Origin of the sequence: Alteromonas stellipolaris, from assembly GCF_001562115.1 — a bacterium.
In the GTDB taxonomy this organism is placed as follows: Bacteria; Pseudomonadota; Gammaproteobacteria; order Enterobacterales; family Alteromonadaceae; genus Alteromonas; species Alteromonas stellipolaris.
Genome location: NZ_CP013926.1, coordinates 4,142,321 through 4,158,816 on the forward strand (window position 1 = coordinate 4,142,321; position 16,496 = coordinate 4,158,816).

16 protein-coding genes are annotated in these 16,496 nt (G+C 43.3%); 6 read left to right on the forward strand and 10 right to left on the reverse strand.

Annotated features, from left to right (window positions below):
* Window positions 1-85 precede the first annotated feature (85 nt).
* The gene (locus tag AVL57_RS17500) at window positions 86-1,114 is read right to left on the reverse strand and encodes an energy transducer TonB (RefSeq protein WP_138118239.1); all 1,029 of its coding nucleotides are present in this window, start codon (window positions 1,112-1,114) and stop codon (window positions 86-88) included.
* Between the two features lie 372 nt (window positions 1,115-1,486).
* On the opposite strand from AVL57_RS17500, the gene AVL57_RS17505 reads away from it, so the two are divergent.
* From AVL57_RS17505 to AVL57_RS21335, 4 genes are all read left to right on the forward strand, one after another.
* Complete coding sequence (locus AVL57_RS17505) at window positions 1,487-2,044, forward strand: GbsR/MarR family transcriptional regulator (RefSeq protein WP_013786244.1); 558 nt, start codon at window positions 1,487-1,489, stop codon at window positions 2,042-2,044.
* 11 nt (window positions 2,045-2,055) lie between these two features.
* Window positions 2,056-3,417, forward strand: a complete 1,362-nt coding sequence (locus AVL57_RS17510; protein ID WP_057795791.1) for a cytochrome ubiquinol oxidase subunit I — start codon at window positions 2,056-2,058, stop codon at window positions 3,415-3,417.
* 9 nt (window positions 3,418-3,426) lie between these two features.
* Complete coding sequence (locus tag AVL57_RS17515) at window positions 3,427-4,437, forward strand: cytochrome d ubiquinol oxidase subunit II (protein WP_057795788.1); 1,011 nt, start codon at window positions 3,427-3,429, stop codon at window positions 4,435-4,437.
* A gap of 285 nt (window positions 4,438-4,722) precedes the next feature.
* Entirely contained in the window at window positions 4,723-4,887 is a 165-nt protein-coding gene (locus AVL57_RS21335) for a hypothetical protein (protein ID WP_167347530.1), read from the forward strand.
* Between the two features lie 33 nt (window positions 4,888-4,920).
* Here AVL57_RS21335 and AVL57_RS17520 read toward each other — a convergent pair whose 3' ends face one another.
* Together AVL57_RS17520 and AVL57_RS17525 are read right to left on the reverse strand one after the other, a co-directional pair.
* On the reverse strand, window positions 4,921-6,516 hold the full coding sequence (locus AVL57_RS17520) for a methyl-accepting chemotaxis protein (protein WP_057795786.1): 1,596 nt from the start codon (window positions 6,514-6,516) through the stop codon (window positions 4,921-4,923).
* A gap of 174 nt (window positions 6,517-6,690) precedes the next feature.
* Window positions 6,691-7,164, reverse strand: coding sequence for an Lrp/AsnC family transcriptional regulator (locus AVL57_RS17525; protein ID WP_197483389.1), 474 nt, complete (start codon window positions 7,162-7,164; stop codon window positions 6,691-6,693).
* A 120-nt stretch (window positions 7,165-7,284) separates the two neighbouring features.
* On the opposite strand from AVL57_RS17525, the gene cysK reads away from it, so the two are divergent.
* Window positions 7,285-8,241, forward strand: coding sequence for a cysteine synthase A (gene cysK / locus AVL57_RS17530; protein WP_057795784.1), 957 nt, complete (start codon window positions 7,285-7,287; stop codon window positions 8,239-8,241).
* Window positions 8,242-8,303: 62 nt separating this feature from the next.
* Here cysK and AVL57_RS17535 read toward each other — a convergent pair whose 3' ends face one another.
* The 7 genes from AVL57_RS17535 to prlC form a co-directional block, all read right to left on the reverse strand.
* Window positions 8,304-9,071, reverse strand: a complete 768-nt coding sequence (locus AVL57_RS17535) for a hypothetical protein (protein ID WP_061093605.1) — start codon at window positions 9,069-9,071, stop codon at window positions 8,304-8,306.
* A 136-nt stretch (window positions 9,072-9,207) separates the two neighbouring features.
* On the reverse strand, window positions 9,208-9,417 hold the full coding sequence (gene cspE, locus AVL57_RS17540; RefSeq protein WP_013786252.1) for a transcription antiterminator/RNA stability regulator CspE: 210 nt from the start codon (window positions 9,415-9,417) through the stop codon (window positions 9,208-9,210).
* Window positions 9,418-9,698: 281 nt separating this feature from the next.
* Window positions 9,699-11,327, reverse strand: coding sequence for a ubiquinone biosynthesis regulatory protein kinase UbiB (gene ubiB, locus AVL57_RS17545; RefSeq protein ID WP_057795780.1), 1,629 nt, complete (start codon window positions 11,325-11,327; stop codon window positions 9,699-9,701).
* A 9-nt stretch (window positions 11,328-11,336) separates the two neighbouring features.
* Window positions 11,337-11,972, reverse strand: coding sequence for a ubiquinone biosynthesis accessory factor UbiJ (locus AVL57_RS17550; protein ID WP_057795778.1), 636 nt, complete (start codon window positions 11,970-11,972; stop codon window positions 11,337-11,339).
* Complete coding sequence (gene ubiE, locus AVL57_RS17555; protein WP_013786255.1) at window positions 11,972-12,757, reverse strand: bifunctional demethylmenaquinone methyltransferase/2-methoxy-6-polyprenyl-1,4-benzoquinol methylase UbiE; 786 nt, start codon at window positions 12,755-12,757, stop codon at window positions 11,972-11,974. Before ubiE ends, AVL57_RS17550 begins: the two co-directional genes overlap by 1 nt.
* A gap of 74 nt (window positions 12,758-12,831) precedes the next feature.
* A complete protein-coding gene (locus tag AVL57_RS17560; protein WP_057795776.1) occupies window positions 12,832-13,524 on the reverse strand; it encodes a DNA-3-methyladenine glycosylase I in 693 nt (230 codons plus the stop codon).
* Window positions 13,525-13,556: 32 nt separating this feature from the next.
* Window positions 13,557-15,593 (reverse strand): oligopeptidase A, encoded by a 2,037-nt coding sequence (gene prlC, locus AVL57_RS17565; protein WP_057795774.1) that lies wholly within the window; start codon window positions 15,591-15,593, stop codon window positions 13,557-13,559.
* A gap of 319 nt (window positions 15,594-15,912) precedes the next feature.
* Here prlC and AVL57_RS17570 point away from each other — a divergent pair, with 319 nt between their 5' ends.
* The gene (locus AVL57_RS17570) at window positions 15,913-16,473 is read left to right on the forward strand and encodes a response regulator (protein WP_057795773.1); all 561 of its coding nucleotides are present in this window, start codon (window positions 15,913-15,915) and stop codon (window positions 16,471-16,473) included.
* The last annotated feature ends 23 nt before the right edge of the window (window positions 16,474-16,496 follow it).

The window sequence follows — 16,496 nt, forward strand, 5'->3', positions numbered from 1 at the left end:
GCCGCTTTGACAGCGCCTTGTACTCGCACTTGAGAAGAGCGGCATTGTAATCAATGTGCTTATCAGCGCTCGCTTTCGAGATTATTCAACTCGTAATTTCAAGAATATCAAATGTTGAACCCGCGTCCCCTCTGATTAACAAAATACAATCAGAAGTTTGCGCCGGAAAATCTATTTGGTTCTCCCAACCTTCTACATATTTTTGTTGATAGTCATTACATCTAAGTTCCACTGAATCAACACTCCCTTGAGACACGTCAACTTTGAATGTTGAAAATTCATATGCTTGAGACCACGCGCCTAAACTACTGAGCTGACCTTTAGTAACATTTGATGATTCAGTCGCCTTAGAAGCCTTAAGCGCGTCGGCAAATTGTTGATGGGTTTGTTGAGATAAATTGAGGCCATCAACGCTTCCCATACGCGCAAGGGTTTCAGAGGCACCTTTGAAATTACCGTAGTAAAGCTGTGACTGAAAAAGATTAACCGTAGACTTAGCCAATATCGCTATAGGTAGGTATTCGTATAAATCTACCGTAATTTGAGATTGGCGCATATATTCTAAAAAATCTTCATTTTTATAATAATAGATAGATTTTAACCATGCCGCTAAAGCATGTTCGTTTAAATTTTTAGTATGATCTTCTACCAATTCGTCTATGGATATTTTTATGCTAGGCATATTAGCGGAAGGGCTAGTAAGTGCGTCTATTATAGCTTGGTATTCTTTTGCAAAGGCAGGTGTGACGCTGCCTTCACTATGACCAGCCTCTGAGTATGTGTGTTTAACAAACAAAATTTGAGCACTTGTTACTGGTTTATCGTTAATTAATGCAGGGGAATATTGTAGGTTTTTAACTAGTTTAGTGGCTTTTGTTACATACCTGTCTTTACCTGAATAATCAAAAACAACGATATCTTTCGTTGTTCCGTCTTTATCTATTATATATGAAACTCTTGTCCAACCTTCCATGCCACCGCGAGAAGTGAAGGCATCTTCCACTTTATTAGCATTTTTTATTATCTTGGCGGCTTTAACTTCTTTGCTGTTGCCAAAAGAGGAAGCGCTTAACATTATCAATGACACGCATAATAACGCAGAAAATATCTTCAAAATTAATCCCTAATTTTTAGCGTGTAAAAGCAATAGGCCTCAACATCGCGTTTTCTATTCCATTTAAGGTTTTTTATAGCATCTATTTATTAAATTTAACAACATATCGAAGCATAAATTTAAGACTTAATTCTTGCTGAATTTTACGCTTATTAAGATAGTGTCGCCACGCTCTCTTGCGTTGCACTTTTTGCCGTAAGCAATTAACCCGATAAAAAACCACTGAGCTCTCATATCACATATATAAGATTCGACTGCTCATTTAAATGTTTTCGTACTCCTCCTAACATAATTTTCATCTGATATTTGTTGATCTCAATCAAACTTCAGCATAAACTTTCAGTAATTTCTGAAAGTTCAGCAGGTATAGATATGAAAATGACACCACTTATTACTTCTGCGGTTATGCACTTCGGTGAAATGGGCAGTCGTTGGGGCTTTAATCGCACTGTGGGCCAAATTTTGGCACTTATTGTACTTGCTGATGAGCCCATCTCAGCGCAAGAAATTGCCGACGCGCTAAATATATCTCGCGGTAACACCAGCATGGGGTTGAAGGAGTTACAGTCGTGGCGCTTGGTAAAACAGCATCTTGTTCCTGGTGAACGAAAAGAGTTCTTTATTGCAGGCGGAGACATTTGGACCCTTGCAAACCGCGTATTCGAAGAGCGCCGCAAGCGCGAAATAGACCCCACCATGAGTTTATTGCGGGATTTATTACTAGATACTCCCGCCAACAAAACTGAAGCCAATGCGCAAGATAAGCTGAATGAAATTCACGATTTATTAGAGTCGGTAACCGCGTGGTCACAAGAGCTTCAAAACCTAGGGCCAGATAAACTTAACACCTTGATGAAACTCGGCTCGGGTGTTGGCCGTATGTTAGAACTGAAAGACAAAATTCTACCGGGAAAAAATTCCGTTAATTAAGGAGACTATCTGTGGATGCGTTTTTGCTGTCTCGTTTACAATTTGCATTAAATATTAGTTTTCATATTCTGTTTCCGACTATCACCATGGCAATGGGATGGTTTCTTTTCTACTTCAAGTTTCGCTCAAATGTAACCGGTCACCCAGTATGGATGCGGATGTACCGCTTCTGGGTGCGCGTATTCGCACTTAGCTTTGCACTTGGTGTGGTAAGTGGCGTGACCATGTCTTTCCAATTTGGTACTAACTGGCCCGGCTTTATGGAGCGGGTGGGTAATGTGGCGGGCCCACTACTAGGTTACGAAGTTCTTACTGCGTTTTTCTTAGAAGCCACGTTCCTAGGTATTATGTTGTTTGGTATTCGTCGGGTACCTAATTGGTTGCACACCCTTTCAACATTGATTGTGGCGGTGGGCACTACCATGTCAGCCTTTTGGATTCTGGCGCTTAACAGCTGGATGCAAACGCCGCAAGGGCATGAAATTATCGACGGCGTTGTGTATGCCGTAGATTGGAGCGAAATTATATTTAATCCTTCGTTTCCTTATCGCTTTGTGCACATGATGTTAGCCTCGGGACTGACGGCCAGCTTTTTAATAGCCGGCTTATCGGCCTACCGTATGCTGAAAGGCGATGACAAGCTTGCGCCAAAGCTTGCCCTTAAAACCGCCACCTATACCGCTGCAGTGCTTATTCCTTTGCAGATTTTTGCAGGCGATATGCATGGGTTAAATACCCTCGAGCATCAACCGCAGAAAGTTGCCGCAATGGAAGGCCTTTGGGATACCACTGAAGGCGCGCCCTTACTGCTGTTTGCCATTCCGGATGAAGAAAGCAGAGAAAATCACTTTGAAATACCAGTACCCAACGGCGCCAGTCTAATTTTAACCCATAAAATGGATGGCAAAATTCAAGGCCTGAACGACTTTAAAGGCGAACATCCCCCAGTAGCACCTGTGTTCTTCGGGTTTCGGGTGATGGTAGGCATGGGCTTTTTAATGTTGGCGGTTTCATGGCTAGGTAGTAGCTACTTGCTTAGAGGGAAGTCTTTCCCGCTTTGGCTTAAGCGTGTATTCGCTGGCATGGCATTCAGCGGCTGGATTGCAACCTTAGCCGGCTGGTATGTGACTGAAATTGGAAGGCAACCTTATCTGGTTAGTGGTGTTTTACGTACACAAGAAGCGGTAACAACACTGCCTCCTGCGAATATCGCTTTCTCGTTCACTATGTACGCCACGATTTATACTATTTTGCTGTTCGCTTATATGGGAACGCTAATGCTGATGTGTCGCCGCGCTGTTGAAATTGAAGAAATTTCTACAGAAGAGCGTGAAATGGCCAAAGCCAGCAAAATGTCGCCGGCGAACACTTAAGGAGCCGCTATGTTATTTGAAAATGTATCAGCAGAAACCTTGGGGAATATCTATGTTGGCCTGCTTGGGCTGGCAGTATTACTCTACGCCATATTAGATGGCTACGACTTAGGGGTGGGTGTTTTAATACCGCCCCGCGAGGAAAAGTTTCGTGATGATATGATTGCCTCCATTGGGCCCTACTGGGATGCCAATGAAACCTGGTTAGTATTGGCCGTGGGACTATTACTTATTGCCTTTCCAGAAGCACACAGTGAAGTACTTCAAAGCCTATATATCCCTGCAACTATCATGTTATTGGGGCTTATTTTACGTGGCGTTTCCTTTGATTTTCGGGCTAAAGTAGTACAAGTTCATAAACGTAAGTGGGATCTTACCTTTAAGTACGGTTCATTACTTACCACGCTGGCACAAGGTTATATGCTAGGCATCTATGTTACCGGCCTACGTACCGACTTGTGGGCACAAGGGTTTGCCTTACTGTCGGCTATCGGGGTAACGGCTGCTTATGCTTTTATTGGCTCGTGCTGGCTAATATTAAAAGCTGAGAACGACTTACAAGCCAAAGCCTATTATTGGGCACGCAGAGGGTTGTTTGCCCTTTCAATAGGCATAGTGGCGGTAAGCCTCGCAAACTTAACCTTGCATGATGATGTGCGTGACTTATGGTTATCATCCACGATTGGTTATGTGTTAATGGCTATTCCAGTTGCCTGCTTTTTATTACTTAGCTTGTGTGGCGTGTTATTGAAAAAGCTGCCTGATGCAGGTGGGAAAGGTGAATGGATGCCCTTTGCTATAGCATTAACCGTATTTGTACTTTGCTTTACGGCCTTCGGGGTAAGTTACTATCCGTTTGTCATCCCAGGGCACCTTACGGTACAAGATGCACTAAGCGACGCCAACTCATTGCGCTTCTTATTAGTGGGTGTGGTTATTGTAGTGCCTTGCATTCTTGCTTACACCGCGATGGTATACAAAATATTCTCAGGTAAGTCGGAAAAGCTTAGCTACTATTAGCTTCGTTATTGGCACCTATGCGCCAGTTAGCTAGAGAGAAAGATAATGGGCTCCTAACCACTTGGTTACGGGGCCTTTTTATCGCCCCGCTCAAATTCACTTCATATCAACTTCATAACTTATTCACTAGATCACTTACTTTCTAAATGAGATCATGCAAAAACGTAAACAAATAATTACAGACAAAATCATACTAATTTCTTATAAGTTTCTTTTGTGACAGTGTTGACATAATTATTAAATATACGTATGCTTATTTTGGGCAGAATTAAAAGGAGTGCCATTATGAATAATGTAGTTAAATCATTTTCAAGGTTCTTCAGGCGTGCTCACCCCTATACAGTGGCTTACTATATAGGTCGGAAAAATGCTCAAAATATTTTAGGATGTAAGATCCAAAAGAAATCCAAGATTTTTGCTAGCAAGCAAACTGAAGAACAACAGCATTAGTAACGAAGGGCCCCTAACAGGGCCCTTCTTGCATTAGCCTATTTTAAATTGGTTCACATTAGCACTTAATCCATTCGCAAGTGCAGACAAATCTTCAGCGGCATCGTTAACTTGCCTGTTGTTCTGAGACAACCTATCTCCCAAGCTTTTGAATTGATTAACGCCATTTTTTGCTTCGTTGGCCTGCGACTGTGAATGTTTCGCCAATACGGCCGCCTCTTCACTAACGCTTACTAACGCCAAAATACTTTGCGTTCCTGCTTCAAGCGTTGATACCAAATCATTAGCTAAGCCAACAGAGTCATGTGCTTTATTTTGATTTGAACTCATGGTGGATACCGCAGAGGTAATAGAAACCACAATCTTTTCAAGCATAGTATTTATTTCAACCGTAGACTGGTGGGTTCTTACCGCCAATGTTCTCACTTCATCAGCGACTACGGCGAAACCTCTACCAGAATCTCCTGCCCTTGCCGCTTCAATAGCAGCATTTAATGCCAGTAAGTTTGTCTGATCTGCAATCTCTGCAATGGTTTTAACTACGCTTGAAACATTATTCCCTTCGGCTTGAAGGGTTTCTAACATACTCGCAGTTTGCTCAATATCATTGGCCAAGTCAGAAATCGCCTCAGCGGTCTCTTTCACTTGAACACGACCTGCATCTACCTGCTTGGCACTATCTTGCGCAGCATTTGCGGCAGTTTGTGAACGCTGAAGGCTTTCAACCATATCAGACTCTAACGAGTCCATAATATTCACAAGCCCAGTAATATCGGTAAGTAAACTATCAACCGACGAGCTCGACTGCTCTGTAGTCATAGATAAAGAATTCACCGCTCCTTCTATACCAGAAACGGCTCCTTTCACTTCTTTCATGCCCACCTGAAACACAGATACCAAACCATGAATACTGTTGGTCATTCTGCAAAGCTCATGGGTGCTTTGTTCTGGAAGGCGCGCCACTAAATTTCTGCTTTTCGCTAAACTATCTAGCTTCTCAGCCATGCCTTCTATAGGCTGCGCAATTTGTTTTTTAGCGCTATAGAAGCCTGCCATGGCAACAGCAGCTAGAATGAGTACTAGAAGGTAAATAGTGAATTGGCTGGTTTGTAACTGGCTTCCTATTGCCTGAGAACGCTCACCCGCTTTACTTGCCACCTGGTTTCTTACTTCTATTAACGCATTATCAAAAACAGAGGCTAATTCATTCAATAACTGCAAATCATCACGGGCACGATCCCAATCTACTCGCGAGGCAGACATCGTTGCCTGAAGTGAATCCATACTTGAAACCAGCGAATTGAACTGGGATTTAAGGGTATCACCAGCCATGTAACCTAGTGCGTTGAATCCAGCATCAATGTTTTGCACTAATACTTGTTTTTGTTCTTCAAAGGCATTACTCGATAACGTTGTGCCATAAAGTGAATAACCAATTAGCACAAGTTGCTTACTATTACTTTGCACACTATCAAGGGTACTTAAGGCAGGTAAGGTTTCACTCACGAAGGTATCGACCTGGTGCGTCACCTGCTTGTTGTTCAATGTTAATACCACGGCAGCAATCAAGGTTGCGAGTAATATTCCCGCATAACCCGTTAAAATCCGTACTTTTATAGTGTTTAACATTGCTTACTGCCTTAGGGAAAAAAATTAACGTAAAGTATTACTGTAGACACTTTGAAGCATAAGCCAATAAAATACTTATAATAGTGTCTTTAGTAACCCATAAATAGTCTAGACCCGAGTTCTGCCTTTTTACTTTCGCACGCCTTAGATAATTAGCGAACTATTTGTTTTTTACTAAAGGTGAGTAAGTGGTAGCGCCGTTGTGTATTTGAGTTGTTCCATGGCAAAACTAGAGGTGACATCGTTGAGATCAATTCCATTAACGAGTCTTTTATAGAAATGATCGAAAGCAGCCATATCAGTTACCACAACTTTAAGCAGGTAATCATATTCTCCAGACATACGATAAAATTCAACCACTTCTTCAAACGATGACGCATGCTTAGCAAAGTCTGTTAACCACTTCCCATCGTGACGAGCGGCTTTGATTTGCACAAACACCGTCATTGCCAAGCCTAATTTATGTGCCTGCAATAATGCTACGCGACGGGAAATGACGCCTTGCGCTTCTAGTCGCTGTATACGTCGCCAACACGGCGTAGCCGTAAGGCCCACTTTCTCCGCTATATCAGCAACCGGCACATTGGCATCTTGCTGAAGAAGCAACAATATAGCCTTATCCACACCATCCAGAGCAATATTTTTCATATTAAACCGCATAAATAGAATTTTTAACTACACCTAACCTATCAAATAGGGCGTAATGAGTAAATTTCTCTTTTTCTAGCTGTCACTATTGAGTAAGACTGACTTGTAGAGATTTTTGAAATGCTTGATTACGCGATAAATACCCTGCCTGGGGTCGTTGACGATATAACGCAAACCATAGGAAACACACCACTAATACGCTTGACTAAATTTGCGGCAAGCCATCACGTGGAGGCGACCCTGTTAGCCAAGGTGGAATTTTTCAATCCTGCAGGTTCAATAAAAGACAGACCGGCAATGGCCATGCTTAGCGCGCTAATGGCGAGCTCTGCTTTTAATGAGAAAACTGAAATAATTGAAGCGTCGTCAGGAAACAACGGTGTGGCCTGTGCTTGGCTCTGCGCTATTTATGGCATTAAACTGACAGTATGCATACCAGAACATATGTCAATAGAGCGCCAAAAGCTGATACGCCACTATGGCGCGCAGGTAGTCACTACGTCGAAAGAGCTTGGAACGAAAGGGGCAATCGAGCGGGCAGCAGCACTTATCGAGCAAAATCCAAATGCTGTGGGTCTATCCCAATTTTCAAACCAAGCTAACCCTAATGCGCATGCCCAATCTACCGCCCAAGAAATACTGCGTGATACTAATGGTAATGTCGATATCGTGGTTGCAGGTGTGGGCACTGGCGGCACGCTAACGGGCTTAGCCACAAGCATGCGAGCTCACATTCCCCTTTTAGAAATAGTGGCTGTAGAGCCAGCACGTTGTCCAGTGTTAAGCAAAGGGCATGGTGGCGTGCACAATATTCAGGGGTTGAGTTCAGGCCACATTCCTGACGTGCTTGATGTCAGCCAAATAAATCAGATAATTACGGTAGAAGACAACGAAGCCATAGCTTACGCCCAGCAGATTGCGAGAGTAGAAGGTTTAGCGGTAGGAATTTCTTCAGGAGCCGCACTGTTTGCTGCCGCTCAATTAGCCCAACAACCTTCTAATAAGGGCAAAAACATCGTTGTCATTCTTGCCGACGGCGCCGAGCGTTATTTTTCTACTCCACTATTTGCAGACTAACGTCAAATAGCGGCCAATAACCACGTGGCTATTGGCAACCTACAAAGGTTGCCAATTATGCATTAACGCCACCAAGGTTGGTTAAAGTTCACGTCCTCGGGCGCTATTACAAATTCATATGGTGGTTCGAAAGCCTCCCAAAAGCGTTCAGCTAACGCTTCATCTAACACTTTGAACTTACCTTTGTTCGCGTATTCTTTCATCAGAGCTAAGTATGCTTCTACCGGCATTGAAGGGTTAGACTGCTCGAAAATCACTGCCCCGCCATAGGTTTTATACAGGTGTTTTTCTATTTGCCAACGCTCTACTTGCGTTAATGCAATCTCGTCAATACTAGTAATGTCTTCAGCGCTAACGCTTTCCTTTAATTCATTATTCTCTTGCTGAGCATCTTTCTTAGCAGCTACTTTCTGGTTGTTCTTTTCATATTCTGACCCAAATTTTTGCTTAAAAGCTTCCACTAAGTCCGAGTCTACCTCGATATTGTGTGTACTCGCATAGTCGCTAAGCACGCCTTCTATAATCTGGTTCGCCAGATTAATAGCTCGCATCTGAGTAACAAGCTGCGTGACGTTATCGGGCGCTTGCTTTCGAATTTTCGACATTGTGTCTTGATCGGGAGTAATGTCAGCTAGGGTAATTGGTTCACCGAAAAGCATGGCAATAGCATTATTTTGATTACTACCCGTTTGTTTGCTAACGGCGCTGCTGGCATTTTGGGTGTCTTGGGAGGTATTTTGTATTTTACTGGATGATTGCGCGAACGATGAAGAAAATATAAAAGTGGAAAGTAGAACAAAAGCGAAAAAAACACTATTCATCCTTAACATTAGCAAATCCTTTCATTAAGTTTAATACTAAAATAGTAAAGCACTTAATAGCGGGAAAACCAACTATATTAACGAATGTAGTGTTTATAAAAGAAAGAAAAACGGCGGTCTTTACAGACCGCCGTTTTTGAATTTCTTAGATGGCGTGCACGTTAGCAGCTTGAAGACCTTTTTGACCTTCTTCTACTTCAAATTCCACGCGCTGACCTTCTGGAAGAGTTTTGTAACCGTCAGAAACGATAGCACGGAAATGAACGAATACGTCCTTACCGCCGTTATCTTGAGTTAGAAAACCATAACCTTTATCAGCGTTAAACCACTTAACGGTGCCTGTAACTTTAGACATGTCGTATAGACCTCAAATATCATATTAAATTGCGCAATAAGCGCGTATAGCGAGTGTCTTTAATAGGCGGAGTTGGTCTTACTTACGAATGGGCAACAACTTACTACAAATCACAAGGTAACTTGAGCGGTTTTACATATAGCAAATAATTTCATATCTCGTCTATTCAAAGACATTTGGCTTAAAGCCAAAGCAACTATAACACTCTTCGAACTGATTAATATACAATTTATTCACTAATTAATGCATTTCATAAAAATTTCACCCCAGCGTAACAGTACCTATCGGTTCTTACGCCATGCCAATACCCAACAGAGGGATCCTGCACCAGCAGAAAGCGCTGGTAAGCACCAATTTAAATCGTACATCGGTAAAATAGCAGACAATAAGATAAAGGTAGCACCCGTTACACCCCATTGAATGGATTGCGCGCTCTTTTTCTGCTGTTCAAGTAAAGCAACCTGTGCGCGTTGTTGTTGCAAAGGAAGCCGCTTAACTTGCTGTAAGCTGTCATAAAGTAAATCCGGCATTTCAGGAAGCTTTTCAGACCAAAACGGCAAGTTTGCTTTTACTTTGCCCAGCATGGCTTTCACGCCAATTTGCTCGCGCATCCAATTTTCTAAAAAGGGTTTCGCGGTTTTCCACAAATCTAATTGCGGGTAAAGCTGACGGCCTAGCCCTTCTACATAAAGTAGCGTTTTTTGTAGCAGAACTAACTGGGGTTGCACCACCATATTAAACCGACGAGCAGTATTAAATAATTGCAGTAGCACGTTGCCGAACGATATTTCAGCGAGGGGCTTTTGAAAGATGGGTTCGCATACGGTGCGTATCGCCATTTCGAACTCATCAATATTGGTGTCGTTTGGCACCCAACCAGAGTCGGCGTGCAGCTGCGCTACCTTGCGATAATCGCGGTTAAAAAACGCAATAAAGTTTTCCGCCAAATAACGCTTATCTTCTCTGTTCAACGTGCCCACTATGCCAAAATCGATAGCGATATATTTGGGGTTTTCTGGGTGCTCGGTAGAAACAAAGATATTGCCTGGGTGCATATCAGCATGAAAGAAGCTGTCGCGGAACACTTGAGTAAAGAAAACCTCAACGCCTCGCTCTGCCAGCTTTTTCATATTGGTATTTTGTGCAAGCAAAGCATCAATATTTGAAATAGGCAGCCCGTATATGCGCTCCATTACCATCACATTACTGTGACAATAATCGCTGTATATTTTAGGTATGTATAGTGAATCTGAACCTTCAAAGTTTCGACCCAACTGAATACCACTTGCCGATTCACGCAGAAGATCGAGTTCATCTACAATAGTTTTGCGGTATTCCACTACCACTTCAACAGGGCGAAGACGCTTGCCATCTGGCAGCCATTTTTGCAGAACTGAGGCCAAACTAAATAGCAGCTCCATGTCAGCCACAATAGTTTCACGAATATCTGGCCGCAGCACTTTAACTACCACATCTTCGTTATTCGCTTTTAGTTTTGCAGCATGCACTTGCGCAATAGACGCAGATGCCAAAGGCGCTTCGTCAAACTCGCTAAACAATTCTGATAAATGCGTTAAACCAAGGGAAGTTTTAATAATCTGTTGTGCCGCCTCTGACGAAAACGGAGGCACTTTGTCTTGCAAACGGGCAAGTTCATTAGCAATCGCAGGGTGAAGCAAGTCTCGGCGTGTCGAGAGCATTTGGCCGAACTTGATAAAAACCGGGCCAAGGCTTTGCAGAGCAAGCGTAATACGCTCACCGGCAAGTTTGTCTTTGTGTTTGTTTCGAATCCAAAAGATGCTGTGGCGCATAAGGCGTGCGTACCATGGTAGCCATTTCGCAGGGATAAGATCGTCTAACCCATGCTCTAACAACACCTTATTTATCTTATACAACCTAACAATGCGCATGCTTGTCTCTTAAATTAATTTTTGTTCTAGCTGAAGTAAGCGGGCATCTAATCGCGCTACGTCATCACGTAGTGCGTTCACTTCATCACTAAAATGTAATACCGCTAATTTGGGCGCTGCTATTTGCTTTTCTTCTATCAAAGCATTGCTAGCCACTTTATTAAACTCCGACAGGGCGCCTGTGGCTTTGCGCTTAAAAGTACTAAGCCAGCTCATTGTTTGGTGGGCAACCACATCGTTGGTTTTCGCTGCCAGTAGTTCTTCTACATCAATATCTAACTGCTGAAATAAACCGCTAACTTGCTGAGCCACAGCGAGTTCGCCTTCAACCTGTAATTTGTTTTGTTGAATGAGGCGGGTTAGCTGATTGGTATGCTTTAATTCAGGCAGGGTATCTAGCGATGTTTTAATACAGCAGTCTTTAGCGTTAAGCGTTGCTACTGTGTCTTGAAACGGCTCATGTAGGGTTAGCACATCTACCTGATCAGAAAATACAAGCACAATGGCAAAGGGCAAAGGGTCTACATAAGCAATAAGCCGCGCGCCTTTCAGCGAAGCCATTCTGGCACCGCTGTCTGGATCTAACGCTAAAATTTTATTCGCTGCCGTTTCAATAACGGCGCTTACCAATGCTGACGTTGGCATTAAAACTTATAGCCTCGGTGCAGTGCCACAATTCCACCGGTTAAATTTTGGTAGTCACACTGGTCAAACCCAGCGGTTTCGAACATACCTTTTAAAGTTTCTTGATCAGGATGCATACGAATACTTTCTGCCAAGTATTGATAACTCTCGGCATCGTTGGCCACTAGCTGCCCCATTTTTGGCAATATATGGAACGAATACGTATCGTAAAGTTTGCTTAATTGCTCTGACGTCGGCTTCGAGAATTCCAACACCAAAAGGCGACCGCCTGGTTTTAGTACACGGTAAATTGAATTAAGTGCGTTTTGCTTTTCGGTTACGTTTCTAAGGCCAAAAGCCATGGTAACTACGTCGAAGTGGTTATCAGGGAAAGGTAACGCCTCAGCATCTGCTTGAACGTAATCGATGTTGCTGACTAATCCGCGATCTCTTAGTTTATCGCGGCCAACTTTTAGCATCGACAGGTTAATGTCGGCCAACGTTACGTTCCCCGTGGGGCCAACAAGACGAGAGAATTTTGCGGTTAAATCGCCAGTACCACCAGCGATATCAAGCACTTTTTGCCCTGCACGTACCCCCGAACAATCAATGGCAAAGCGCTTCCATAAACGGTGCACACCCATCGACATTAAATCGTTCATGACATCGTATTTAGCGGCAACAGAATCGAATACATTGGCTACTAACGACGCTTTTTGGTTTTTCTCTACCTGCTTAAAGCCAAAATGAGTAGTAGGTGCATCCGATGCCTCAGTGGGCGATGTGTTGTTATGGTTGTCGCTCATGGCATTCCTGCATTAGTGATTCATAGTAAAGGCTGAAGTGTATCGGATTGTCGCGCCCAGCAACAGTATTTACCTTACGCAAAATACTGGTTTGTGCCCCAACTGAACGCAATAATAACGCTTATTTCTTGCAACGTGCGGCCACTTTCTTGATGCCACTGGGTAAACGCCGCATTTGCAGCCGTTAAGCTTTTCTTACTAGTGAGGCCGCCATCGATAATATCGTTCTTTCTCAGGTAGTCCTCAACATCTCGTGAAAACAAGAAGGTATCTACGCCTAACGCCCGCAGCATGTAAGGACCTGTGTTACCCCCAAGACGAGCGCCACGTTTTTTCATCGTAGTCCATAAATCGGTAATATTACTGGCGTCGAATTTAGCCACAAACTGGCCAAAGCTGCCGTGCTCACGGGCAATATCTTTAATGAACATGGCATTGTCGCGAACGGTCATTACTTTTTTGTAATTACGCACAATGCGCTTATCAGACGCTTTTTGCTCTAGCATTTCATCCGGCATAAGCAGCACTTTTTCGATATTAAAACCAAAAAACACGGTTTCGAACTCAGGCCATTTTTTTTCGATAACGCGCCAAACAAAGCCAGACTGAAATACTTGTTTCGTCATGGCTGCCAAAAACCGATCATCAGTTATTTTAGCGACTTGCTCAGAGGAAAGTGGCGCCGAAAGCATGCTTTCAAGCGCCTTTTCACCACCTTTTCGCTTACATGCCCGCTGATAAATGGTGGAGAAAGATTCTATTCCCATGGTTATCTACCCTAATATTACCCTAATACTAATTAGCCACGAATGCCGCTATGGCGAAGTAAGGCATCTACGTTTGGCTCCCTGCCTCTAAAGGCAACGAATAAATCCATGGGCGCGCGGCTTCCACCCATCTCAAGTATATTTTCCAAAAACGCTTTACCGGTCTCTTGATTAAAAATACCGTCTTCTTCAAATTTGCTGTAAGCATCAGCAGATAACACTTCTGCCCATTTATAACTGTAATATCCTGCTGCATAACCACCAGCAAAGATATGCCCAAAGCTATGCTGAAAACGGTTAAATGCGGGAGGCGTATTAACCGCTACTTCAGCGCGCACACTGTTAAGAATAGCTTGTACATCAACATTGTCTCCAGACTCACTATGCAGTAAGAAATCAAACAAACTGAATTCCAACTGACGCACCATTTGCATAGCAGCTTGGTAATCTCTGGCAGCTAACATTCTATCAAGTAAATCTGCCGGCAAGGGCTCATCCGTCTCAAAGTGACCCGAAATAAAGTTAAGCGCGTCTTCTTCCCAGCACCAGTTTTCTAAAAACTGACTTGGCAGTTCTACGGCATCCCATGGCACACCATTAATTCCAGATACACCCGCCACCGACATTTTGGTTAGCATGTGGTGTATACCGTGTCCGAATTCATGGAAAAGGGTAACCACTTCATCGTGCGTGAATAAGGCAGGCTTATCCCCTACTGGGGCATTAAAGTTACAAGTTAGATACGCGACAGGTAGCTGCAATTCACCGTCTAATTTTTCGCGGCGAACACGGCACTCATCCATCCACGCGCCACCTCGTTTTTTAGCGCGGGCGTACAAGTCTAAGTAAAAGCTGCCACGCAGGGCATCTGCACTATCAGTAATAGTGAAATAGCGCACATCTTTGTGCCATGTATCAATACCTGGCTGCTCGATAATTTTAAGACCGTATAATCTATGCACTACTTCGAACAAGCCCGACAATACTTTGTCTTCTGGAAAGTACGGGCGCAGCATTTCATCTGAAATGGTGTACTTTTCTTGTTTCAGCTTTTCGCTGTAATAAGGTAGGTCCCACGCATTAAGCTCAGTTACCCCGTGGGTATCTTTCGCATACGCACGTACTTCTTCTAACTCTCTTTCAGCCTGAGGCTTCGATTTAGCGGCTAAGTCACGTAAAAATCCGGTAACTTGATCTGTCGATTCTGCCATCTTGGTAGCGAGAGAGCGCTCAGAATAACTACCAAAACCGAGCAACTGCGCAATTTCACTGCGAAGGGCCAGTGTTTGTTGGATAATATCGGTATTATCCCACTTACCCGCATTAGGGCCTTGATCTGACGCCTTAGTCGCATAAGCGCGATACATTTCTTCACGTAACTCTGCATTGTCTGCATAAAGCATAACGGGTAGGTAAGAAGGAATATCTAATGTGAACAACCAGCCTTGTAAGTCTTTTTGATGCGCGGCTTGTGCTGCTGCATCGCGGGCTGATTCAGGCATACCAGATAAGGTAGCTTCGTCAGTGACATGCTTGCTCCACCCCATGGTGGCGTCCATTACATTATTTGAAAATGTGGATGACAGTTCGCTTAACTTCGCTTGAATATCTGCATAGCGTTTCTTTTCCTCGCTAGGCAGTGCCACCCCACTTAAGGTGAAATCGCGAATAGCATTATCAATCACTTTTTGACGCTGTTCATCAAGGTCAGCGTATTCGTTTGAGTCTTTTATCGCCACGTAAGCATTATACAATCCTTCGTGCTGACCTACCCAGGTGCCATATTCTGATAGTAAAGGTAGGCAGGCATCATGGGCTTCTCGCAACTCGTCACTACTCACCACTGAATTCATGTGAGAAACCGGTGACCACATCTTACTTAAATTGTCGTCTACTTCTTCTAAGCGCAATACTAAGTTCGCATAAGAGTAATCTTTAGATGCAACCACTTCATCAATTTCAAGCTTACATTTTGCTATCGCTTTCTCGATGGCTGGCTTTATCTGCGCGGGCTTAATAGATGAAAATAAAGGCAAACCATCTACCAATTCAATTGCTGGGGTCGTCATAATCCGTCTACTCTTTTCAGTTCGTATAGCAAGTTATGTTGGGGTTGTTTGCAATAAAAACAAGCGCTGTAATTGCGCAAGGCAACAGTGATATTTTTGGGTTCTATACTAGGATTACTGTAAACGGTAAGCGTGCAGATCAAATTTTGAATAATTCTTTCTTTTTAAGCGCTTCGTTAATAGTTAAGTAACTCACTCATTCAGCAGCTAAAAACCCTAAAGAAGAGTGTCACAAATGTCACATTCACTACTTTTGTCTAAATTGTGAACAACCCTATTCAGTGCTATAACGTTATAAGTTGGCATTAGGAATTGAGCAATGAAGACATTAACATCAGGTGAAATCGCAACTTACTGCGATGTAAACCTTCGTACCGTGATCCGGTGGATAGAAAGCGGCAAACTCAAAGGGTTTAAGCTGCCAGGTCGTGGCAATAATCGCGTGTTAGTCTCGGACTTTGTTTCCTTTCTTGAACATCACAACATCCCTATTCCCGACGACCTCCAAAGTGAGATATCACCTTCAATTCTTATCGTTGATGATGAGATGCCGGTGGCGAAATCAATTCAACGAGTGGCACGCCGTGGTGGTTATGAAAGTTATATTGCTACGGGTGGGTTTCAAGCCGGCATTATGTTGAGCCAGTATAACTCCAAGTTAATGACCCTAGATTTAAGTATGCCTGGCATGGATGGTTACAGCGTTATCCAGTTTGTTAGAGAACAGCCTAAGTATAAAAATTTAAAAATTTTAGTCATTTCCGCACTTGACGATATCAGTCTTGACCGAGCTATCGAACTCGGCGCAAATGCAGCACTTTCAAAACCATTTGCCAATGGCGAACTTATCGAAACCATCGAGAAGTTCATGCTTGAGTAAGTTCATAGTAAGTAAACTTGGCC